The organism is Roseivirga echinicomitans (assembly GCF_001592935.1).
Classification (GTDB): Bacteria; Bacteroidota; Bacteroidia; order Cytophagales; family Cyclobacteriaceae; genus Roseivirga; species Roseivirga echinicomitans.
On sequence record NZ_LRDB01000045.1, the window covers coordinates 99,709 to 121,498 of the forward strand.

A 21,790-nucleotide genomic window follows, 5' to 3' on the forward strand; every position below is an offset into this window, starting at 1 on the left:
AGCAGGTTAGTCGAAAACAAAATCCAAATTTAGTAGAAGCGACTTTATGAGAATATGTTCTAGCTAAATTATGCGTTCGAAAGGATAACCTATTTGAACCTAAGCGATCGCAAATTGAGAAATAAAGAAACTGCTCCCCTACCCATTTTGAGTAGTTTTATATTAAAAAGCCATAAGCAGCCCACTTGGAAATTTCAAATATCTCACCAATTACCGTCTAGACCATGATAACAAAAAAGAGAGGGAGATATTCTGGTTCAAGCTTCTTTTGTCATTGTCTGAAGTTTCTCTAAAAAATCTGCTCGGCTAACTACATCAAATTTACTATATAGGTTTTTCAAATGATACTTTACTGTATTGGTAGATATAGACAGTTCATTAGCGATCTCTATTGTTAATAATCTGCTATTGAAACATTTGAGTACTTCCATCTCACGGTCTGACAGATTAAGATGACTGACAGCTCTTTCCAGTAGTTGCGAGTCCTCTTCAGAGTGATTAATCGTGGCCATTTCAATGCCAATCATAATATCTTGTGGAGTAAAAGGTTTATTCAAGTAACCTCCTGGTTTGGTCTCCTTGGCAGCGATAACTGTATCACGATCTGAATAAGAGGTAATGTATAAGAATGACTGCTTTTTTTTATGACACAACTTACCAAGCTCAATTCCTTCGTTCTTGCCATTTAGATTGATATCGAGTATAATTAAATCAACCTCCCCACCTTGAATAACACTTTCAGCCATTAGAATAGAGTTGGTTGTACCCACACACAGGTATCCCAAGCTTTTTAGAATTAACTTTAACGACTCCGCGATGATAAGTTCGTCTTCTACTATAAAAATTTTAAGGCCTTTTGAGGTCTCCATAAACTAACTAGCCACCGATCGCTTAGATTAAAAATTGGCAGCGATTACAATATGATGTTTCCGGTTGTAAATAACGAATCTCTTCCAAGTATTTCAAGTTGAGGAGTAATGGTTTTAATAGTAACAAGCTCATCTGATAGCGGTTAATTTCAATACACTATTAGGGCAGGTAAATAAATACTCTAACTTTGGCGCATCCATTTTTATGAAATTCGCGCATTATTTACTTGTCATTGCTTTATTGTTTAGCACTGCTTTTCAAGAAAAAAAAGGCCCTATTCCAAATATTTCGGGGCCAGAACAAGTATTGCGTGAATTAGAAAACGCACTTTCTTCAACGTCTTTTGATTCACACAAAACTTTTAAGCTTTATCGTGAGGCCGCCCAGCACTTAGCCATCAGAGGTAGTTATAAGGAGGCCGACTCCCTTTTCATAAAAGCTGATGCTCTTGTCGTACATGAAGCCGATTCAATACTAATCACAGAAATGAACCTCGCTAGGGCCAACATGTATAAAGAACAAGGTAAATATACTGTTGCGCTTCAAGCCTACATGGAAGCTCTTACTTTTTATCAAAAACAGAATGATGTTGATGGTCAATTGTGGGTGTATGGCTATCTTGTGGAATTTTACAGAGCTACCCTAAATGCTGATCTGTCGCTTAAATTTATTGAGGAAGCTGAAAATTTAATGGCACAAAAGGAGGTGAAAACAAGACCGAAAGCCTATTTAATTCATGCAAAAGCCACCTATTTCTTACAGTTTCAAATCAATGAAATAAAGAGCAGTTTTAAGGAAATGCGCGCTTATTTGGAACAAGCCCTAACCTTAGCAGAATCAACTGGAGATTCATACCTTGTTGGGCTAAATCAAAATGGTTTGGGTTTTTTATTAATGCATAATGACCCTTCTGAATCAACTGAGATTGTAAGTTATCTAGAGTCGGCCAAAAACCATATGCTGGCCAATGAGCGATATAGAAACTATACCTCTGTACTACAAACGCTCTCACTTTATTATACCCGAAGTGGAAGGCCAGAAATGGCTGTAGAATTAACATTTGAAGCCATTGAATTGAGCAAGAAGAATAATTGGGACAGCAACTTAGGTGACTTGTATCGGTTGGCCGGAGAAGTTCATTATGAACTAGGCCAATTCAAAGAAAGCGCAGTATACCTGAATATGGCCCTTGAAGCCACAATAGAAAATATGGTCAAAATTCATTCGATTGAACTGGGTGAACTCACCACCAGTTATGAAAAAGCCATTGCAGAACAAAAACTGTCAGAGCAACAGATAGAAATAGAAATTGCTCAAAAACAGGCGGTCAATAACAGAAAAGCCCTGATTACTACGGTAATAATTTCTGTAATTCTGCTTACGATTTCAATTATCAGTATTGTGCTCTATAATCGTTTTAGAAAGGCCAATGCACTACTTCGAACACAAGAGGAAATAACACGCAAAACCAACCAGGAGCTCAACAATGCAGTTGAACAGAAGAATGTACTTTATAAAGAACTGAATCATCGTGTAAAAAATAACCTCACCGTTTTATCGAGTTTGATTCATATACAAGAAGATGGTGAAAAAAATAAGACGCAACGAGATCTCTATCAAACACTCAGGCATAGGATACAATCAATGGCCTTAGTGCACCAAAACCTTTATCAACTTGACGAGACTCTCAATATCAACTTCCAGCAATACCTCCGGAAGTTAATACCTAGCATTGCTTCTGCTTTTAATAATTATCATGATGTAAATACAGCCATTCGTTGTGAGAGTCTTTTAGTAAATATGGATGAAGCTGTTCCTTTGGCTATGATTATTAATGAATTGATCACCAACTCTTTCAAGCATGCTTTTGAAAAAACTAAAAATGGAAAAATCGAACTTTGGTCTGACGTAGAAAAGGACAAAAGACACATTCATTACAAAGACAATGGCCCTGGTATGCCTGAAGAACCAAAAACATCAGAAAGTCAGAAATTGGGCATGATGCTCATCAGATTGATGGTTCAACAGTTGAATGGTGAACTCATATATAATGGAGATAAATCAGGGCTCTATTTCATCATAGCACTGCCCGTGCTTCAAAGGAGTTAAACTCCTACTTATCAATATCCAAAGCGCACTAGATGTATGGCAATTATCGAGACTACATTTAATTGAATTATCAAGACTTGCTAGCCTCTTAGCTTGAAAATCATCCTTTCTGAACGTAAAATCAATTTTATATTTGTTTGAGTTACGATTTATCTTCTCGAACTTGCTCAATTACCAAACCACCAATTCATGCAAAAAATCAAAAAGGTATGTATCTACTGCGCATCCAGCGAAAACATTGATCCTAAGTATTTTGAAGCAACCGAAAAACTAGCTAGAGTGTTGGTGAAAAACAATATTACTGTAGTATATGGAGGTGGCAGCCGTGGTTTAATGGGTAGACTTGCAGATACTATAATCGCTGAAAAAGGTCGAATTGTTGGGATTATGCCTCACTTCATGAAAGAAGTGGAATTCCATCATAAAGATGTTAACGAATTCATTTTCACAGCCGATATGCACGAGAGAAAGAAGCAGTTTATGGTAGGTGTAGATGCCCTTATCACCTTACCGGGTGGATGTGGCACTATGGAAGAATTATTGGAAGCTATGACTCTGAAAAGATTGGGTATATTCACAAAGCCCATTGTCATTTTAAATGCATTTGGCTATTACGACCACCTTATAAAAATGTTAGAGTTTTCTATTGAAGAAAATTTCATGAAGCCCATCCATAGTGACATATGGAAAACCTTTGAAGACCCCGAAAAAGTGCTTGAAGCTATTCATCAGTCTACACCTTGGAGTAAAGACGCATTGAAGTATTCGTAGTTCAAAAACACAATTAACCCATTGAAATACAGTATTATGCTTATTGTCATACAATTCAATTTTAAACATATTGATATTTAACAAAGCAGGAAATTATTAGCATTTTTGAGTACCAATTTACCGAACCATTTCCCCCTTGTTTAAGACTTTATGCCTAGGGTTACTATTCTTATAATTCTACTTGTTAGCGGACAATCACTCCTAGCAAATACTGATAGCATTGCCGACTACTGGTATCAGCACCGAATATATAATAACGAAACCCAGTATATCCCCGCATCTCAAGTAATGGTATTCAGAGATGATAGTAATAATTTGAATTATGATCAGGTCAAGGATTTTGGGACGAGCTACTATATCGGTTTAGATGAAATCGATTTATTTGAAACAAATAAAACCTACTGGGTAAAACTAGTTCTTTCCAATCATTCAGAGCGATACCAAAACTTAGTTGTTTACACTGGTGACAACTCCTACTCTACTATTTATTTTGAAAAAAGTGGAGTACTAGACTCTGTTAAAACAGGCTATTTTGCACCCATCAGTGAGCGTAATATTAAAAAAGGCTTTCAGTCTCAATTTAAACTAGATTTAAATGAAGATGAAAGCGTCTCCCTTTTAATAAAAACAAAATCACTTGATAACTACCCCCCTCGTTTTGACTTTAGAACAGTTCAGCTTGAAAAATGGAGCCAGCAAATGGAGAAAAAGGCTCTTCTGGAAGGGATCTTCACGGGCCTGCTGATCATTTTATCAGTTCTGGGCATTTCTCTTTACCTCTATGTAAAGAAAGTCGTCTTCCTTTTTTATGCACTCTATGCCATCACAAACACCGTTTACTTTCTCTTCTTCCATGGTTTTTTAGACCCTTACATCTTTCCTGAACACCCAGAAAACCTATCTTTATTATGGCTGTTGCCGAATCTGTCTGCTGTATTCTATTTTTCTTTTGCTCGTCACTTCCTCAACACCAAAGAGCACTACCCAAAATGGGACTACTACTTCAAAAATTTTATTATCATTATGTTGACTGCTTTTGTGGTCAATGCTATTTATATCACTGTTACCAAAGATGTATATAATGGACTTATTGTCCACAATCTCTTTAATATAGCTCTTTCAGCCAGCGTTGTTGTTTTCATACTATCACTCAGAAAGCTGAATAGTTTGGAACTTCGCTATTTCGCAATTGCCTCTATTTTTTTAGTAACCATAGCTTTGTTTGCTTCAGCCCAATACATCCTTAATCTAGATGCCAAAATCGTCCCATATGTTCAACTTGGAGTGGGTATCGAAATTATTTTTTTCGCTTTAGGACTGGGACATAAAATGAAAAAACTGGTTGAAAACCAAGCCATTACACAAGAATCATTAATCATTCAATTAGTTGAAAATGAAAAACTACAAGAAAAAACCAACTCAGAACTGAAAGAAAAAGTAGCAGAAAGAACCCATCAGATCAATGTCCAGAATATTGAGTTGAAAAAAGCACGAAAAGAAGCAGAACAGGCGACCAAGTCTAAGTCTGATTTTCTCTCTGTGATGAGTCACGAAATCCGAACACCATTGAACGCCATTATTAGCTTAAGCCATTTGATGGATATCGATAATGAAAATGAAGAAACTCAAGAATACATTGATGCTTTGAAATTTTCAGCCGAGAGTCTCAGTTCCTTAATTAATGACATACTTGATTACAATAAAATTGAAGCTGGAAAATTAAGGCTGGAAGTGATTGACTTCTCATTAATCGACCTGCTTAAAAACATAAGGGACAGTTTCAAGTTTAAAGCGCATAGCAAAAATATAGCATTGGATTTTCACCTTTCTGAAAATACACCAAACAGACTTATTGGAGACCCTACCCGACTAACCCAAATCTTCAATAACTTAATGAGCAATGCCTTAAAATTTACAGAAGATGGTAGTATTGTAGTAAGCGCGGACTTATTAGGGATTGAAGACGAGAAAGTGAGTATAGAATTCACAGTTACCGATACCGGTATCGGAATCCCAGAAGATAAGATCAATGAAATTTTCAACGACTATGAACAGGCCAGTAGCGATACCGCAAGAAAATATGGAGGTACTGGGCTAGGTTTATCCATTACTCAAAAGTTATTAGGACTACACGATAGCAAAGTGTCTGTATTCAGTAAGCTTGGTGAAGGCACCTCTTTTAAATTTGTAATCGAATTTAAACTCCCTGAAACCTTTGATTTATTGGCAGCAAATAAAGCCGACACCATTTTCGACCTAAAACAGGCCAAAATACTTGTGGTAGATGACAACTACATGAATCGAATGGTGCTTAATAGGTTATTTCAGAAATGGAATGCTGAGTTCCATGAAGCTTCAAGTGGCAATAAAGCATTTCAAAAAAGCAACGAAGAGTTTTTTGACCTCATTCTAATGGACATTCATATGGATGAAATGGATGGGTTTGAGTGTACTGCATTGATACGAGAAAAATCAGAGCTCAATAAGAAAACAAATATTATTGGAATGACGGCATTTTCTAAAAACGATTTGCAAGAAAATCCAATGAGAAATGTATTGGATGAATTTATTTCTAAACCTTTCGATCCAAAAGAACTCTTAAACAAGTTGGTTTTCTACTTAAAAAAAGAGACTCCAAAAGAAACCTAATTTTCGATTGCTAGGTCTTGCTGAAATCATCTCCCATATCATCAATAACGGCCAGCAACTCACTAAGCATCATGGCCGTTGCTCCCCAAACCAAATGCTCTTCCACCTTAAAATAAGGTGAATGGATTACATACTTACCAAACCTCATTTCCTGCACTCCTCTTTTCTCTTGGTCGTAGAATTGGGAAATCGGCACTTCCAAAATTGATTCTACCTCATAAGGATCAGGTATAAACTGAGGCGAATGATCTAGAATCCCAACCGTAGGCAAAACCTTAAAATTACTGGCAACTATAAACAGTTCAGACAACTGCCCCAACACCGAAACGGCTGTAGTCTTCACCCCTATTTCTTCTTCAGTTTCTCTTAGGGCAGTTTCAATCAAATTCAAATCCTCCTGCTCAGCTTTACCTCCAGGAAAACTAACCTGTCCGCCATGAGTACCATTGTACCCAGGTCGTTTCATCAATGGTAAATACAACTCTCCATTTTTAGGGTAAAGCAGTACCATTACCCCTCCTGGCCTAGCAGGTCTATTGACCATTTCGGTAAAGCGATTCTCATCTACAGGTGTAGGTGCCATCTTTACTTGAGCCTCTCTTCCAGGCAAGGGTAAGTCAAGACGAGCCTTTAACTGATTTGCAACTATTTCAATGTTAGAAAACCTCATTTCATTGTTTTGAGTAAACTTCCTTGAAAATATAGCGTTCTTGTATAAAAGTTGGTTCAATTATAACCCGCTTTCTTTACTTCATTTGGAATTTTACCTAATATGTTCTTTTAAAGAAAATAAGCGTAGCCCAACTTATGAAAGCCAACCGAATTCTTTTGCCATTTTTACTTCTTTTTGCAGTCACTCTAGTTTCCGCCCAACAAGCCAAACTAAAAATTGCCAAATTAAAATACAATGGCGGAGGCGATTGGTACGCGAACAAAACTGCACTACCCAACTTGGCTACCTTCTGCAATGAAAACCTTAAAACGAACATTGATACGCAAGATGCTGTAGTAGAAATTGGCAACCCTAGTTTGTTTGAGTATTCTTATATTTACATGACTGGTCATGGTAATGTGGTGTTTTCGAATCAGGAGGCAGAAAACCTTAGAAATTATCTCACTGCTGGAGGTTTTTTACATATTGACGATAATTATGGGCTAGACCAATTCATTCGGCTAGAAATGAAAAAGGTATTCCCTGAATTAGAATTTATTGAATTACCGCACGATCACCCAGTATACAACCAGAAGTTCAAGTTTGACAAAGGCATTCCGAAAATTCACGAGCATGACGGCAAATCTCCTCAAGGCTTTGGTTTAATCTACGAAGGCCGTTTGGTATGCTACTATTCCTATGAGAGTGACTTAGGTAACGGCTGGGAAGATCAGCGCATCTATAATGACCCGCAGTCGGTCCGTCTTCAAGCATTAAGGATGGGTGCCAACCTGATTGCCTACGCCTTCACTCAATAATTCATTAAATATCATATCGAAGTTAAAAAACTATTGCATTAGTTGGAAAACTAGTGCAATAGTTTTATTATTGATATTAGAATAACGCGAGTGTTTTAATCAATAGATATGAAAGAATTAACGAAAGCAGAAGAGCAGGTGATGCAGATTTTATGGCAGATTGAAAAAGGCTTCGTAAAGGATGTACTTTCAAAGATGTCAGAGCCAAAACCTGCATACAATACAGTATCAACGATCATCAGAATTTTGGAAAAAAAGGGTTTTGTGGGCTATAAGGCCTACGGAAAAACTCATGAGTATTTCCCACTTGTGGACAAAACAAGCTACAGTAATTTCTACCTAAAGAATTTTATTGGAGGCTATTTTGGAGGTTCATTCCAAAAGTTGGTATCATTTTTCGCACAAGAAAACGACATGGACATTAAAGAATTCGAGTCGTTAGCGAAACACGTTGGAGATGATTTAAAAGAAGACTAAACGTTAGGTCATGTCAAAACACCCCACCTTAGTATTGTTAGATTCGCTAAATGAAGCGCTTCTATACGCATTGGAAACCGCTACGTGTTTAGCTGTATTCTATTTGCTATATCATTTTGTTTTGAGAAAAGAGAGTAGCTTCCAATACAACAGATTCTATTTATTGGCAGCCATCATAATCTCATTCTCATTTCCATTACTAAACGTGGGGTATAATCCCGAAAACACACCCAGTGTACTGAACTCTTTGCACGAAGTAAGCAGTGAAGTAACCAAAGAGCCTATTATTCAACCTAAAGGTTATTATTTTGTAACTGTAATGGCCAATTCTGAGAAACCACTTATCCAATGGTGGGAAGCCGTTATATTTATATATATGGCTGGGTTGATCGCTTTAGCCTTAAGGCTATTTATCCAAATGAGATCTTTCAAGGATTTCCTCTGGTACAGAAGGCACAATACTCGATTTAAGGACGGTTATTTTACGGTAAAAACCGAAGGCTCCATGCCAACCTTTGCTTTCTTCAAGTATTTAATGTGGGACGATAGCTTAGACCTTTCCAATGAAGAACAAAAGCAAATTCTTGATCACGAGAAAGTTCATATCAAACAAAAACACTCTTACGACATTATGCTCATGGAGGTTTTGAAAGTGCTTTTCTGGTTCAATCCTTTCATCTATCTCTATAGAAGTTTATTAGAAGAAATTCATGAATACGAGGCTGATAGAAAAGCGGTAAAAGCCAATGGACAAGTGGCTTATACCAAGTTGCTTGTAAAGCTTGTTTTTCAGAAAATGGGTATTCCTCAAGGAAGTTTCTTTGCCAAAAGCAAAACCCTAAAAAGGGTGGATATGATTACTGCAGAAAAGAGAGTCAACTGGCTTAAACTGCTTGCGCCAATCCCTGTAGTGGGACTCCTATTCTTTATCTTTTCATGTGAGGCCTATGTGAAAAAGGATTCTGTTAGCATTGCGGAAACAGCTTATGTATATATGAATTTTGATGAAAAGGATCTAAAACCAACCCCAGAAAGAGGGTTTAATGTTTGGAAGGAGTATTTACTTGAAAACATTAAATACCCTGAAAAAACAACATCCAAAAGATTGGAGGGTGATGTGACCGTTTCATTTACAGTAAACGAACTAGGTGAGATTAGAGAAGTGAAACTGGTAGAAGGTATTGGCAAAGACTTTGACGAACAAGTGTTGAGCGCCATAAAAAAATCGCCCAAGTGGTCTCCCGGAGTTAAAGGCGGATTCGCTGTTCCTACTAAAATTGAAATCCCTGTAACCTTTAGCGCTTCTTAATACTTTCGGTTAAAAATTTCACTCATTACAAAAGCTTTTCGAGCTCCATCAGTATCACTTATGAGTGCGGCATAATCTGTTCCTTCAGCCAGTTCTTCCTCAGGCTCATGAAATATTATACTCGATGTTTCTGTGCGTTTTTTAGCCCCATATAGTTTGTTTGCCTCACTATAGATAGATTTCCTAGTTTGATTTGACTTTATTTCCTCAATTACACTAGAGGTTGATTCTTCTACTACAACAGGTTTAGCGGCTTCCTTTACTTTTCGCTGTCCAGTAAACTGCTCCAATAGGTCTTCAAAAGTAGGTTGCTGGTTGGTTGGGACTGGCCCCACTGTATCCCCACTCCTCTCTGGCGATGAGGATGGATCTCCTGCGTTTTTCTTTTGTCCTTTCTTTCTTGCTGTAAAAACAAAGTAAAGAATGGCAAATGCGATATAGAGTAAGTTACTGGTGTCAAATTCCATGCTATTAGCAAATCTAAGAATTAATTCTAATTTTGCTTACTAAGGTCGATTTTTCGCAATCCCCACTCAATGCAGCTTACAAAATTAGAAATCAAGGGCTTTAAAAGTTTTGGTGATCGAATCGTCATCAATTTTGATGAAGGCATCACAGGTATTGTAGGCCCTAACGGCTGTGGTAAGTCAAATGTTGTCGATGCCATCCGCTGGGTGTTGGGCGAGCAAAAAACAAGAATGCTGCGTTCCGAGAAAATGGAGAACATTATCTTCAACGGAACCAAGAAAAGAAAACCCACTCAGCTGGCCGAAGTTTCATTGAGTTTCAAAAACACAAAGAATCTCCTTCCGACAGAATATACAGAAGTCACCATTACCAGGCGCTACTACAGGTCAGGCGAAAGTGAATACCTCTTGAATGGCGTTGGCTGTAGACTGAAGGACATCAATGAATTATTCATGGATACTGGCATCGCATCAAACAGCTATGCCATTATCGAGCTTAAAATGGTCGATGACCTTTTGAACGATAAGGAGAACTCTCGAAGAGACCTTTTCGAAGAAGCCGCTGGAATTTCAAAATTCAAGAAGAGAAAAAGAGAGACACTTAAAAAACTAAAAGACACCGATGACGACTTGGATCGTGTAGAAGACTTACTTTTTGAGATCGAGAAGAACCTCAAATCCTTAGAAAAACAGGCCAAACAAGCCATTAAATATTACGAGTACAAAGAAGAACACAAAAGTTTAAGTGTTAGGCTCACCAGAAAAACGGTTGAAACGCAGAACAACAAGCTCAAGGTACTTGAAAAAGAAATTCAGCAACTGAATGATAAGAAAGTTGAGATCAATCAAATGATGTCAACACAAGAGGCGGCCATCGAAAAAGGAAAAGCCGACCTTATTGTGAAAGAAAAATTACTTTCTACACGCCAGCGAACACTGAACGAGCACGTCAATAAAATTCGTCAGTTCGAAAGCGATAGAAAAATCAAAAATGAAAGACTCACTTTTCTTCAAGACAAAAGTGATAACCTACGTGAGCAACTTGAGTCGGATAAGAAAAGTAATGAACGCGCGGCTTTCAGTTTAGAGAGTTTAAAAAACGAGAAAGAAGTAGCGGACAAGGACTTAAAAACAGCAACGGCTCAAATTGAGAGTTTAAAAACTGCTTTTGAAGCACAACGCACTGCCGCTCAAGAAGCCCAAGCCAGTTTCGATCAAAAAAGCAAAGCCTTTAACGAAACCCGTGAAACGCTCTATAACCTTAAGAAGGAAATTGAAATCAAGGAGATCCAACTTCAAACCCTAAATAGAGAGTTAGAAAAAACCACTTCAGACACTTCGGAACAATCAGCAAACCTTGAATCCTTTGATTCCAAACTGGAAGAAATCGGGATAATTCTCGAGCAGAAAAAGAAGGATCTTGAAACGAAGAAAAACCAAGAAGAAAAGCAGCGCACATCCATTGAAAGTACAGAAGGAACAATTGATGTCGTCCGTGAGAAACTAACGAAACTAAGCCGTAAACTCGATTCGCAACGCAACGAATACAACCTGACCAAAAGTTTGGTGGAGAATTTAGAAGGTTTTCCAGAAGCTATTAAATTCCTAAAGAAGAAAGCCAGCTGGAGCAAAAACGCCCCACTCCTTTCCGATATTCTTACCTGTGACGATCGTTACCGAATCACGATAGAAAACTATTTGGAGCCTTACATGAACTACTACATTGTAGACAATGAAAGGCAGGCTTTTGAGGCCGTGAATATTCTAAGTGATGCTGCAAAAGGCAAAGCCAACTTCTTTATTCTCGATGCATTTGACCGATATGAAGCTCCGCAAGCCAAACTCTTCCAAAATGCAGTTCCTGCTACCGAGATTGTAGAATACGAGCCTAGATACAAGCGCTTGATTAGCTTTATCTTGGAAAATGTATTTGTAATAGCTGGTGGCCCTGGCGAAATCCCTATTGATGAAGATGCTGTTTTCATTACTGAAAGCGGCAAGTACACCAAACGTAAATTCAGTATTTCTGGAGGTTCAGTAGGCCTTTTTGAGGGTAAGCGAATTGGCCGTGCTAAGAATTTAGAGAAGCTACAAAAAACCATTAAAGAGCTTGAAACTCAAATTGCGGAGATCAAAGAAAGGCTTGACGAAAAGCAGAAGGAACTGGCGCATTTGAAATCAAGCAGCTACAGAACCGAAATTGACACCTTGCAAAAGGAATATAACCAGGTCAACGAAGAGTTTATTTCTGTAAAAACCAGGAAAGAACAGCTTGGCCAAATGTTGAGCAGCAATGCCAACCGAAGAGAAGACATTACTCGAAACATTGATAATATTTCTGCTGATCTCATTGAATTAAGGCCAGAAGTAAAAGAGGCAGAAAGAAGCTATTTGGAGCTCCAGCAAGGCATTGGTGAACTGGAAGTAAATGCCAAAAAGGAGAATGAACTACTTTCTGAAAAATCGCAGAAATACAACGAAATAAATATTCAATTCCACCAAAAACAGAACAAACTTCAGTCGGTAACACAAGAAATTGACTACAAGCAAACCGCTTATGACGGAAGTAAATCCAGGATTGAAAAGAACCAGCTAGAATTAGAAAGAAACGAAACCGAAATCAAACGTTTGATCGATACTACGGAAAGCAACGATGATGAACTCATTGGGCTTTACGATGAAAAAGAAAGTATCGAAAAAGGGGTAAACGAATCGGAAAAAGAATATTACGCCCAGCGTGGCAACATTGATGTGTCGGACAAAACCTTGCGAGAGCTACGCCAAAAGCGAGAGCAAGCAGATACCATTCTTATGGAGTTTCAATCTAAATTGAATGAAACCAAATTGGAGCTGAGCGCGGTAAAAGAGAGGCTATCGGTAGAGTTCAACATAGATTTGAATGCGCTTCTACAAGAAGAGGTTGAAGAAGAAGACCTCACCCCTGTTGAAGAACTCAAGGCATTAGTTCAAAAAGTAAAAGACAAAATTGAACGCATAGGCCCAATCAACCCTATGGCGATGGAAGCCTATGAAGAAATCAAAGAGCGCTATGATTTCATCACAGTTCAGAAAAATGATTTAGTAGAAGCCAAAGGTTCATTAATGCAAACCATCGATGAAATTGATGCTGTGGCCAAAGAGACCTTCCTTTCGGCATTTGGTCAGATCAGAGATAATTTCGTCAAAGTTTTCAGATCATTGTTTACTGATGAAGACGACTGCGAACTCAAATTGGTAGACCCAAGCAATCCATTAGAATCAGCCATTGAGATCATGGCCAAACCTAAAGGAAAGCGTCCGTTAAGCATTAACCAGCTTTCTGGAGGAGAAAAAACACTAACGGCCACCGCCCTATTGTTCTCTATTTACCTGCTCAAACCTGCTCCATTCTGCATTTTCGATGAAGTGGATGCGCCTTTGGATGATGCCAACATTGACAAATTCAATGAGATCATCAAGAAATTTTCGGCTGATTCTCAGTTCATTATTGTTACCCACAACAAAAGAACCATGCTCAGTACCGATGTAATCTATGGCATCACCATGATTGAGCAAGGAGTTTCCAGAGTTGTGCCTGTAGATTTACGAGAATTGGTGTAGTCGCTAGTTTTCTTAATTTTATTGAAAAATAAATATTATGAAACAAAGGCTCCCCCTTTTAGCATTGTTACTCATTTTCATTTCCTTTTCAAGTATGAACACTTCATCAGCTCAAGAACCATCAAAAACATATTTAGCACTCGGTGATTCTTATACCATTGGCGAAAGCGTGGCCGAATCTCAAAGATGGCCAATGCAACTCGCTGCGCGCTTGGTACATGAGGGGATTCCGATGAAAGACCCCAAAATTATTGCCAAAACAGGTTGGAGAACTGATGATCTAAAAGCAGCCATTGAAGCCGATAATGAGCTTTTAGAAAGCTATGATTTGGTATCGCTTTTAATAGGGGTTAACAACCAGTACCAAGGCAAATCGGTAGAGAGTTTCGCTCCTGAATTTGAAGAGCTACTTCAAATTGCGATCAAGTACGCTGGAGGTAAAAAAGAGAATGTATTTGTAGTATCGATTCCAGATTACGGAAAAACACCATTTGGAGCAGCCAAAGAAGATCAAATAAAAAAGGAGTTAGACGCCTATAACAAGGTATCTAAGAACATTGCTAAGAAATACGGAGTAGCATATTTCAACATTACACCAATTTCAAGAATGGCAAAGTCGCAACCAGAACTTGTGGCCCACGATGACCTCCACCCCTCTGGTAAAATGTATACCAAATGGGTTGAATTGTTTGGGAAGAAAATTGAAAAAATGCTAAAAAAATGAAAAAACTAAGCCTAACACTCCTTTGTATATTCCTTACCGTTTCACTGTTTAGCCAAACTACGGAAGGCCCTAAAAGTGGACATTTGATTATCGCTGGTGGTGCATTAAAAGACCCAAGTGTTTACGCCAAAATAATTGAATTGGCAGGCGGTGAAGGAAAGGCACACATCGTGGTCATCCCTACCGCTGGAGGAGACAACGTCACTCCTGAAGTCATCAAACGAATAGAGCAAGACTGGAAAGGCTTTGGTGCCGCAAAAGTCTCTGTACTTCATACTACAGACCCTAAAGAAGCCAATACGGAAGCCTTTTCCAAAGTGATAGATGAAGCAGGTGGCGTTTATTTCTTGGGGGGTCGTCAATGGCGTTTGGCTGATTCTTACCTTAATACCAAAGTGCACGAAAAATTTTTCAACCTGCTCAAGAGAGACGGAGTAATTGCTGGCAGTTCTGCTGGCGCTACCATCCAAGGTTCGTATTTAGCCCGTGGCGATACCAAAGGCAGCAATATTATGATGGGTGACCATGAAGTGGGTTTAGGCTTTATTTCAAACATCGCCATAGACCAACACACTTTGGCCAGAAACCGTCAGTTCGATATGTTTGAAATTTTAGCGAAGTACCCGAAGTTATTGGGTGTTGCCCTCGATGAGGACACCGCAATGTTGGTGTCTGGAAATGAATTTGAGGTAATTGGCCAAAGCTATATTATGATATACGATGGCACACATTGGAACCAAACCACTGGCAAGTATGAAGCCAATGTCGAAGGAGAACAAAAATTCCATGTGCTTCGTGCTGGAAGAAGATACGATATGACTGAAAGAAAAGTGGTGAGTGGAAGCAGATAACCCTAGTCTTAAAGAACGGCTTCTCTGTCAAACCATTTTGCCGTTGACTGCCTTCTAATTACTGGCTGACTCTTTTATCAAGTCGCATACTCAAAATTCATATAACTTGGCTTAAGGCAGTACTTAGCGCATCTATGTTTAAATCAACAGCCAAAAAGAGAGAGGAGCTTTTTCAAGAGCAGATCAAAGTGAAACGTGAAAATTTCAACTTTGAGCTAATACAGCAATTCTGGTCTAAGCATCCCAATCAACCTGATGAACACTTCGTTGCTGACCGTACTGCTAGAGATTTAGACTTAGATGAAGTTTTTATATTTCTAGACCGAACTACATCCAGAGTTGGTCAGCAATATTTATATCGATTGCTTAGAACAATCCCCAAGAGCAATGCAAGAGCTAATGAGCAAGAGAAACTGGTAGGCAAATTCAGAGATGATCTCAACCTTAAAAAGTCATGTATTCAAGAACTCTCAAAATTAAAAAAGAAAGAGGCTTACCGAATCTGCACTCTATTTCAAGATGAACAGTTAAAAAAGCCAAAGTGGTTTTGGGTAATTCAGATGTTGGCATTCCTTAGTCTTAGCTGCTTAATAGGTGCCATCTTCTACCCCGTTTTATGGATCGCTTTTATATTTATTTTCATAGCCAATTTCACCCTCCATTACTGGAACAAGAAAAATGTTTTCAGATATGGTAATTCAATCCCACAACTTCTTCGGCTTATTCAGGTCTCCAAAACAATAAGAAAGCTCACAAAAACCCAATCACCAGACTTAGACGAATCTATTCAAAAGTTAGATCAAATAGCCAACAGACTTTCTGTTTTCAGATTAGAGGACAAACTCCAATCAGATGTAAGTCAAATAGCCGAATACATTGTAGAAATGACCAGGGTGGCGTTCCTTATAGAACCAATATTACTGTTTCATTCCCTTAAGAAACTGGAGTCTCGAAAATCTAATATTGAAACCCTTTTTTCATTCACAGGAAAGATGGATGTAGCCATTTGCATGGACACACTCAGAAGTACGGTAGACAACTATTGCATGCCAGTATTCAATGAGCGAGAAAAAGCAATATCAGCACTTAACATATACCACCCTTTAATAATAGCGCCTGTCGAAAACTCGATCCAAACTAAAGAGAAGTCTGTGTTACTTACCGGATCGAATATGTCGGGCAAAACTACTTTTATAAGAACCATTGGAATTAATTGCCTTGTCGGCCAAACCTTAAACATGTGTTTCGCTAGCGAATTCCACATGAATAAAATGAATATTCAGACCGCCATTCACATGGCTGATGACCTAATGAGTGACAAGAGCTACTATTATGAAGAAGTATTATCGATAAAAAACATACTTGACGAAAGTCAGAGCGAGCAAGAAAACTTGTTTCTTCTTGATGAACTGTTTAAAGGCACCAACACGCTAGAACGAATTGCCACTGGAAAAGCTGTATTGAGTTACCTCCACAACATCAAAAACACTGTGTTCATTGCAACCCATGACCTTGAATTGGTCGATTATTTAAAAAACCAGTACGACCTCTATCATTTCTCAGAAAATGTTGAAAATGATGAAATCAATTTTGACTATAAACTGAAAGAGGGTAAGCTCAGGAATACAAATGCCATTAAAATTCTTGCGGCAAACGGTTATCCAAAAGCAGTAATTTCTGAGGCTTATAATATGGTTTCAACCCTTAAACAAAAGGGGAGTGAGACTAACTTATCTTGATAAATGGGTTACATTTTCAAACTCAATTCAATAATCAGTTCATCCTGAACTTTGATTAGACCAAAGAGTTTATTTGGAGGGCTTAAATCGAAGTAGTCTAATGAAATAGTGATTTCAGAGTAAAGGAACTCTCCTGCTTCACCCTTATTGATGGCAAAAGGGATATGCTCCATTTTCATTTCTTTACCTGTGAGCATAATCCATATATCACCGAAATAATGTTGACCAATCCTTTTAAAGTCATCAAGCTTTACTTCGATGTGAGGAAACTCATCAGACCTTAATGTTTTCCCAAAGTCTCTATCCAACATTCTATTTCCGCAATCAAACGAGGCCACTGGAATAGATAAATCCATTAACGATTCGACATTGGGTGTTTTTGAGAAGCTAACGGTATCCTGATCTTCCCCATTTTGATAAGTACAAGAAAACCTCCCGAAAGAGGTCTTGCCTTTAATAAGGACTGTTTTCCCCATTACCACTAGGTATTCTTGCCCAGTAAGTGATAGTATAGAAAACAGTCCTAAGGCTATAATTATAATCAGTTTCTGCATTCAATTAGCTTAAATATTAAGATAGCAACTTCGAAAGTATCAACGATTATAAGGTTTATACTTTAATTAGAAACTAATAGCAGCTTCCAAAACTAGACCGTTGAATTTACCATCTTGGAATCGGCTTCCTGTAAATCCAGCACCAGAGTATTCTTGATTAACATATTCTAGTTTCACCAAAACGTTGTTAGTCATAAACCAACCACCGCCAAGATTCAATCTGCTAATATCGTTTGTGCTGGCAACATCACTTTTCTCTCCACTCACACTGTTATAGCGACCACCAAAGTACCATTGCTCATTCATTCCAAATCTATAGAGCCCTTCTAAACCAACTTGAGTAAAGCTTCCGCCTACGACATCATTACCATTGTTCACGAACTCCATTATTCCAAAGAACTCTAAGCCCTTAAATTTAATGAATGGGTTGAATTGAATCGCTGTTTGAGAACCGAATCCAGGGTTAAACCTAGGGTCGAAGTCTGAACCACCATTGGCTACTGTGGCCAAAGTACTGTAGTATCGACCACCTGCTCTGTCACCACCGTAGATATAGTCACGAGTACTTTTGTCTGAACTTGAGTACAATGAACCTGTCAATCTAAGTCTTAAGTCGTCATCCATTTGCTTGTCCCAACCTGCTTTTCCATAGATAACCATTCCATTATCACCTTTTACCGGACTTTGATTCAATCTACCGTTAGTTACCCCAGCCACTAAAATGAAATCTGAAGGCTGTAATGTTACTTCAAAGAAAGGCTCAGTTGTAAATGCATCCATGATGTAGTTACTCACAAACGGATTGTAAATAGTCATCGCATTGTCTGATCTTCTGAATTGAGCATCACCGTAATTAATTTGATCCATACCTACTCGAATGGTAGCGATTTCCATTAACTCTGAAAGGAATCCTTCTTTGATAAAGTCTAGTTTATCCATTTGGAGATATCCACCTTTTACATAGGATTCAGTATGGTGACGAGAAGACAAATAAGTTCTTAAATGCAATCTCATACCGTCCGCCAATTGAACGTCAAGGTTCAAGTTTGCAGTTGGTAAACTAAAGTTCGATCCCAAATCAACAAGCGGATCTCCAATAATAGAGTTTTCGTGGCTTAAGCCTTGAAATTGAAGAGCAAAATCACCACCTACTCTTACATTAATTCCATCAAAAATTACGGTGTCGGTTTTTGATGTTTCAAATACGTTTACTCCCTTTTTTCCTGCTTGTCTATTATACTGAAGAGGATTTCGCAAGTCTACCTGTGCGAAACTCACGATACTGCTTAATAAAAACAGTGCTAAAAATGTGATTTTAAAATTTTTCATGACTTTATGATTTTAGTTTTTGAATGTTAGCTTAAATTCTACGGTGACTTCGTCACCTGTTTTTACTGTTCCCAAAAGGGCTGTAGGTGGATCAACCTTAAAGTCTGTCAGCTTAAAGGCAGAAGAACCTGAAATAGTCATCGTTCCTGTAGATTGTGTGGTCTCCACTTCAAAGGAGGTGGACTTGGTAAAGCCTGCAATGGTTAAATCTCCTATTACAGTACCTTTCCCACCGTCTTTCGCTTCGAAGGAAGAAAGCTTGAACTCAACCCAAGGATATTCTTTTGTTTTAAGGGCTTTGTAAGCATTCTTATCCATTCCACTTTTTCCGCTCTCCAGACCTTCAGCTTTGAACTTGACTTCAGCCTTTTGAACCTTCATGGTTCCATTGCTTAGTATCAAAGTGCATTCGCCTTGGCCTTCACTGGCGTCCATATGCCAATCATGCAGTGTTGAAGTTCCTTTCACCACAAATTGCTGATCGGCTTTGATCAAACTGTAATGTTCTTGTGCGCTCAAAACATTGTATGACAATGCCATGAGCGTAACGAGCATTAATCTTATTGTGAGTTTTATAATAGTGTTAACCTTCATAGTTCTAGGTTTTAATAACATAACAAAGGTGCAGGATTAAAACTGCCCTTAGATTGATGTGTATCACGGTGCTTTGTGACTTTAAACACCTTAAAACATGACCTAGGTCATAATAATAAGATTGATATTTCGGGCAAAAAAATGGCTCTATATTGAAATTCAACACTTTTAAGCCATGTCTCCCCATTCTGTGGCTTTGAATTCACAAGGATTCTTTAACTTCCTTCAAACTTTTTAAAAGCTTAGTTCATCATAAGTTCGGGAACACGATAATCCAATGAAGGAAATCAACCTGATGCCACAAACCAACTTCTTGATTACCGCTGCAAAAGAGGGGGACGCTATTGCGCTGAACCAACTGGTAAAGCAATGGTATAAGCGTATTTACAACTTCGCCCTAAAGTACTTTGGCGACCATGATCAAGCGATGGAGGTAACTCAAAAAACCTTTATTAGCATGAACAAAAATCTGAAATCCTTACAAGACGAGCACAGGTTCAAACCCTGGCTTTATCGGATTGCTTCCAATTACTGTCATGAAGAAGCCCGAAGACAAAAGACAAAATGGGTTTTCCCTTTTATGAAGGTACAGTCGAAGACCGACCAAGACTTTATTCAGAATTCGGAATCGACAGACAGAAATAGTGACCCAGAAAAGGAATTTGGCAGTATGGAGTTAAAACAAGTGTTGAAAAAAGCATTGGCCGAACTACCAGAAGAACAACGACTAGTAGTGATTATGAAAGAATATGAGGGATTGAAAATAAGAGAGATTGCCGAAGCAATGGACATTTCAGAAAACACGGTCAAATCTCGCTTGTATTACGCACTAGGCTCCTTAAAAAAGCTACTGGCCCAATGGAACATTAACCAAGAAACAATTCATTATGAGCTATAAACCAACAAACGAAGATCTTATGGATTATCTCTACGATGAGATCAATCCTGAGGAAAAAGCTCAGATCGATGATTATATAAAATCTCATCCTGAGGTAAAAGAAGAACTGCAAGCGCTTGAAGCCACTAGAATGGTAATGGCCGATTTGAATGACGAAGAACCCGAGTCTATTCCTTTTATGATGCCGCAAACGAATAGCGAATGGCTCTACTGGAGAAAATATCTAGCCATAGCCGCTACAATCCTACTCATCATTACAGCAGGTTGGGCCTCTGGTTTTTCGGTTCAGTATAACGATGATGGGCTTCAAATGGCTTTTGGTGATATCCAAAATGGACTCACCGAGCAACAAGTCGCTGATATTGTAAACAGTGACCGCCAACTCATGCTGGATTATATGCAAACCAGTTTAAAATCTGTGCAGGACAGTATCGGTTATGAGATGCAAATTCTTCAGGCCAATATGAGTTCAGAAGAAGTAATCAAAAAGGTATTTGAACAAGAGAAAAATGATCTAATGTATCAAATGGCTTCGCTGAATGATAAACTCGGAGGCGATTATCGAGACATGTTAAGAGAAATTGTTGTGGCCTTTTCAAACAATTGGGACAGCCAACGCATCGAAGATCTAAGAAACATTCAAGCCGCATTTACCAACCTTGAAGATGCCACCATCAACAAGCAACTGGATTTACAAGATGCAATATTGACGCTTTCTGAAAAAGTAGACATCGTTGCAGCAAATAACCCAAACAAAAAGTAAAATGGTCAAAAATTCAAAATATCTGATTTACCTCCTTGGTCTGGTGGTAAGCATAAATGCACAAGCCCAACTACAACAAAATGGCTTGAGCCCAATCAAAAGAGACTTAGAAATTACTAGAGTCACTTTTGAAAACTTCCTCAAACATTATGACGATGCTGTGCTGCTGAATAACATAAAAGAAAGCGAAGGGGATTATCAAAGTGGAAAAGGGGTTGAGATTCACTTTGAAGCACCGAATGCGAATGTTTATATCAATACGGCATCGGCAAGGTTCGGTAACAATGATTATGAAATACTCGACACTTTCTATACCGATGAGATTATCAGCCTTCAACAAAAAAGATTAGAAGAGGCTACCAAGAAATTTATCAAGGATTTCCACTCCTATCTACCTCACCTTAAACCAAATGAAGAATTCAGGTTTGTGTTTAACATTGAAGACAGCAAAATAAAAGTGGATGGCAAAGAACTCCCCCCTTCTCCAAAATCGGGAAAGCGGACTTACAAGTTAGAAGCCGTTTGGAAAATGAGCGACATAAATGCTTTCAGTAAAGGTGAAATCAACGAAAGCCAATTATCAGACAGAATCAAAATTGAAAAGAAATAACAATCA

General features: G+C 38.3%; 19 protein-coding genes. 13 read left to right on the forward strand and 6 right to left on the reverse strand.

Annotation, left to right across the window (positions count from 1 at the left end; all coding sequences use genetic code 11):
* Nucleotides 1-257: 257 nt before the first annotated feature.
* Entirely contained in the window at nucleotides 258-869 is a 612-nt protein-coding gene (locus tag AWN68_RS13895) for a DNA-binding response regulator (protein WP_068416811.1), read from the reverse strand.
* Nucleotides 870-1,074: 205 nt separating this feature from the next.
* Between AWN68_RS13895 and AWN68_RS13900 the strand changes: the two genes are divergently transcribed.
* From AWN68_RS13900 to AWN68_RS13910, 3 genes are all read left to right on the forward strand, one after another.
* A complete protein-coding gene (locus AWN68_RS13900; RefSeq protein ID WP_068416814.1) occupies nucleotides 1,075-2,979 on the forward strand; it encodes a sensor histidine kinase in 1,905 nt (634 codons plus the stop codon).
* A gap of 189 nt (nucleotides 2,980-3,168) precedes the next feature.
* Nucleotides 3,169-3,750: an LOG family protein gene (locus tag AWN68_RS13905; RefSeq protein WP_068416817.1), complete on the forward strand. Its 582-nt coding sequence runs from the start codon at nucleotides 3,169-3,171 to the stop codon at nucleotides 3,748-3,750.
* 150 nt (nucleotides 3,751-3,900) lie between these two features.
* Nucleotides 3,901-6,399 (forward strand): hybrid sensor histidine kinase/response regulator, encoded by a 2,499-nt coding sequence (locus tag AWN68_RS13910; RefSeq protein ID WP_068416819.1) that lies wholly within the window; start codon nucleotides 3,901-3,903, stop codon nucleotides 6,397-6,399.
* A 10-nt stretch (nucleotides 6,400-6,409) separates the two neighbouring features.
* Here the strand turns inward: AWN68_RS13910 and AWN68_RS13915 are convergent, their stop codons facing one another.
* Nucleotides 6,410-7,069, reverse strand: coding sequence for an NUDIX hydrolase (locus tag AWN68_RS13915; RefSeq protein WP_068416822.1), 660 nt, complete (start codon nucleotides 7,067-7,069; stop codon nucleotides 6,410-6,412).
* A gap of 137 nt (nucleotides 7,070-7,206) precedes the next feature.
* Here AWN68_RS13915 and AWN68_RS13920 point away from each other — a divergent pair, with 137 nt between their 5' ends.
* The 3 genes from AWN68_RS13920 (at nucleotide 7,207) to AWN68_RS13930 (ending at nucleotide 9,655) form a co-directional block, all read left to right on the forward strand.
* Nucleotides 7,207-7,869 (forward strand): DUF4159 domain-containing protein, encoded by a 663-nt coding sequence (locus AWN68_RS13920; RefSeq protein ID WP_068416825.1) that lies wholly within the window; start codon nucleotides 7,207-7,209, stop codon nucleotides 7,867-7,869.
* A gap of 108 nt (nucleotides 7,870-7,977) precedes the next feature.
* The gene (locus tag AWN68_RS13925) at nucleotides 7,978-8,346 is read left to right on the forward strand and encodes a BlaI/MecI/CopY family transcriptional regulator (protein WP_068416827.1); all 369 of its coding nucleotides are present in this window, start codon (nucleotides 7,978-7,980) and stop codon (nucleotides 8,344-8,346) included.
* 10 nt (nucleotides 8,347-8,356) lie between these two features.
* Nucleotides 8,357-9,655, forward strand: coding sequence for a M56 family metallopeptidase (locus tag AWN68_RS13930; RefSeq protein WP_068416831.1), 1,299 nt, complete (start codon nucleotides 8,357-8,359; stop codon nucleotides 9,653-9,655).
* On the opposite strand, the gene AWN68_RS13935 is transcribed toward AWN68_RS13930, so the two are convergent.
* Nucleotides 9,652-10,122 (reverse strand): hypothetical protein, encoded by a 471-nt coding sequence (locus tag AWN68_RS13935; protein ID WP_068416833.1) that lies wholly within the window; start codon nucleotides 10,120-10,122, stop codon nucleotides 9,652-9,654. The two genes, AWN68_RS13930 and AWN68_RS13935, sit on opposite strands and share 4 nt — an antisense overlap.
* A 69-nt stretch (nucleotides 10,123-10,191) precedes the next feature.
* Here AWN68_RS13935 and smc point away from each other — a divergent pair, with 69 nt between their 5' ends.
* From smc to AWN68_RS13955, 4 genes are all read left to right on the forward strand, one after another.
* On the forward strand, nucleotides 10,192-13,722 hold the full coding sequence (gene smc, locus AWN68_RS13940; RefSeq protein ID WP_068416835.1) for a chromosome segregation protein SMC: 3,531 nt from the start codon (nucleotides 10,192-10,194) through the stop codon (nucleotides 13,720-13,722).
* 37 nt (nucleotides 13,723-13,759) lie between these two features.
* Nucleotides 13,760-14,446: an SGNH/GDSL hydrolase family protein gene (locus AWN68_RS13945; RefSeq protein ID WP_068416838.1), complete on the forward strand. Its 687-nt coding sequence runs from the start codon at nucleotides 13,760-13,762 to the stop codon at nucleotides 14,444-14,446.
* Nucleotides 14,443-15,297: a cyanophycinase gene (locus AWN68_RS13950; protein ID WP_068416841.1), complete on the forward strand. Its 855-nt coding sequence runs from the start codon at nucleotides 14,443-14,445 to the stop codon at nucleotides 15,295-15,297. Before AWN68_RS13945 ends, AWN68_RS13950 begins: the two co-directional genes overlap by 4 nt.
* 134 nt (nucleotides 15,298-15,431) lie before the next feature.
* On the forward strand, nucleotides 15,432-17,036 hold the full coding sequence (locus AWN68_RS13955; RefSeq protein ID WP_068416844.1) for a MutS-related protein: 1,605 nt from the start codon (nucleotides 15,432-15,434) through the stop codon (nucleotides 17,034-17,036).
* Nucleotides 17,037-17,044: 8 nt separating this feature from the next.
* Here the strand turns inward: AWN68_RS13955 and AWN68_RS13960 are convergent, their stop codons facing one another.
* The 3 genes from AWN68_RS13960 to AWN68_RS13970 all read right to left on the reverse strand — a co-directional run bounded on the left by AWN68_RS13960 (nucleotide 17,045) and on the right by AWN68_RS13970 (nucleotide 19,513).
* On the reverse strand, nucleotides 17,045-17,590 hold the full coding sequence (locus AWN68_RS13960; protein WP_068416847.1) for a YceI family protein: 546 nt from the start codon (nucleotides 17,588-17,590) through the stop codon (nucleotides 17,045-17,047).
* A 66-nt stretch (nucleotides 17,591-17,656) separates the two neighbouring features.
* Nucleotides 17,657-18,919: a hypothetical protein gene (locus AWN68_RS13965; RefSeq protein WP_068416850.1), complete on the reverse strand. Its 1,263-nt coding sequence runs from the start codon at nucleotides 18,917-18,919 to the stop codon at nucleotides 17,657-17,659.
* Nucleotides 18,920-18,931: 12 nt separating this feature from the next.
* Complete coding sequence (locus AWN68_RS13970; protein WP_068416852.1) at nucleotides 18,932-19,513, reverse strand: YceI family protein; 582 nt, start codon at nucleotides 19,511-19,513, stop codon at nucleotides 18,932-18,934.
* 277 nt (nucleotides 19,514-19,790) lie between these two features.
* On the opposite strand from AWN68_RS13970, the gene AWN68_RS13975 reads away from it, so the two are divergent.
* From AWN68_RS13975 to AWN68_RS13985, 3 genes are read left to right on the forward strand one after another with little or no spacing between them, the layout of a single operon-like run.
* On the forward strand, nucleotides 19,791-20,411 hold the full coding sequence (locus AWN68_RS13975; protein WP_245658011.1) for an RNA polymerase sigma factor: 621 nt from the start codon (nucleotides 19,791-19,793) through the stop codon (nucleotides 20,409-20,411).
* Nucleotides 20,401-21,174, forward strand: coding sequence for an anti-sigma factor family protein (locus AWN68_RS13980; protein ID WP_068416855.1), 774 nt, complete (start codon nucleotides 20,401-20,403; stop codon nucleotides 21,172-21,174). Before AWN68_RS13975 ends, AWN68_RS13980 begins: the two co-directional genes overlap by 11 nt.
* 1 nt (nucleotide 21,175) lies before the next feature.
* Entirely contained in the window at nucleotides 21,176-21,784 is a 609-nt protein-coding gene (locus AWN68_RS13985) for a hypothetical protein (RefSeq protein ID WP_068416858.1), read from the forward strand.
* Nucleotides 21,785-21,790 lie beyond the last annotated feature (6 nt).

Bases quoted from the DNA above. Each gene is read 5' to 3' on its own strand.
- AWN68_RS13930 (WP_068416831.1), top strand. From the start codon at position 8,357: ATGTCAAAACACCCCACCTTAGTATTGTTAGATTCGCTAAATGAAGCG.
- AWN68_RS13905 (WP_068416817.1), top strand. From the start codon at position 3,169: ATGCAAAAAATCAAAAAGGTATGTATCTACTGCGCATCCAGCGAAAAC.
- AWN68_RS13915 (WP_068416822.1), bottom strand. From the start codon at position 7,069: ATGAGGTTTTCTAACATTGAAATAGTTGCAAATCAGTTAAAGGCTCGT.
- AWN68_RS13895 (WP_068416811.1), bottom strand. From the start codon at position 869: ATGGAGACCTCAAAAGGCCTTAAAATTTTTATAGTAGAAGACGAACTT.
- AWN68_RS13965 (WP_068416850.1), bottom strand. From the start codon at position 18,919: ATGAAAAATTTTAAAATCACATTTTTAGCACTGTTTTTATTAAGCAGT.
- AWN68_RS13975 (WP_245658011.1), top strand. From the start codon at position 19,791: ATGAAGGAAATCAACCTGATGCCACAAACCAACTTCTTGATTACCGCT.
- AWN68_RS13980 (WP_068416855.1), top strand. From the start codon at position 20,401: ATGAGCTATAAACCAACAAACGAAGATCTTATGGATTATCTCTACGAT.
- AWN68_RS13900 (WP_068416814.1), top strand. From the start codon at position 1,075: ATGAAATTCGCGCATTATTTACTTGTCATTGCTTTATTGTTTAGCACT.
- AWN68_RS13950 (WP_068416841.1), top strand. From the start codon at position 14,443: ATGAAAAAACTAAGCCTAACACTCCTTTGTATATTCCTTACCGTTTCA.
- AWN68_RS13945 (WP_068416838.1), top strand. From the start codon at position 13,760: ATGAAACAAAGGCTCCCCCTTTTAGCATTGTTACTCATTTTCATTTCC.
- AWN68_RS13985 (WP_068416858.1), top strand. From the start codon at position 21,176: ATGGTCAAAAATTCAAAATATCTGATTTACCTCCTTGGTCTGGTGGTA.
- AWN68_RS13955 (WP_068416844.1), top strand. From the start codon at position 15,432: ATGTTTAAATCAACAGCCAAAAAGAGAGAGGAGCTTTTTCAAGAGCAG.
- AWN68_RS13935 (WP_068416833.1), bottom strand. From the start codon at position 10,122: ATGGAATTTGACACCAGTAACTTACTCTATATCGCATTTGCCATTCTT.
- smc (WP_068416835.1), top strand. From the start codon at position 10,192: ATGCAGCTTACAAAATTAGAAATCAAGGGCTTTAAAAGTTTTGGTGAT.
- AWN68_RS13910 (WP_068416819.1), top strand. From the start codon at position 3,901: ATGCCTAGGGTTACTATTCTTATAATTCTACTTGTTAGCGGACAATCA.
- AWN68_RS13920 (WP_068416825.1), top strand. From the start codon at position 7,207: ATGAAAGCCAACCGAATTCTTTTGCCATTTTTACTTCTTTTTGCAGTC.
- AWN68_RS13970 (WP_068416852.1), bottom strand. From the start codon at position 19,513: ATGAAGGTTAACACTATTATAAAACTCACAATAAGATTAATGCTCGTT.
- AWN68_RS13960 (WP_068416847.1), bottom strand. From the start codon at position 17,590: ATGCAGAAACTGATTATAATTATAGCCTTAGGACTGTTTTCTATACTA.
- AWN68_RS13925 (WP_068416827.1), top strand. From the start codon at position 7,978: ATGAAAGAATTAACGAAAGCAGAAGAGCAGGTGATGCAGATTTTATGG.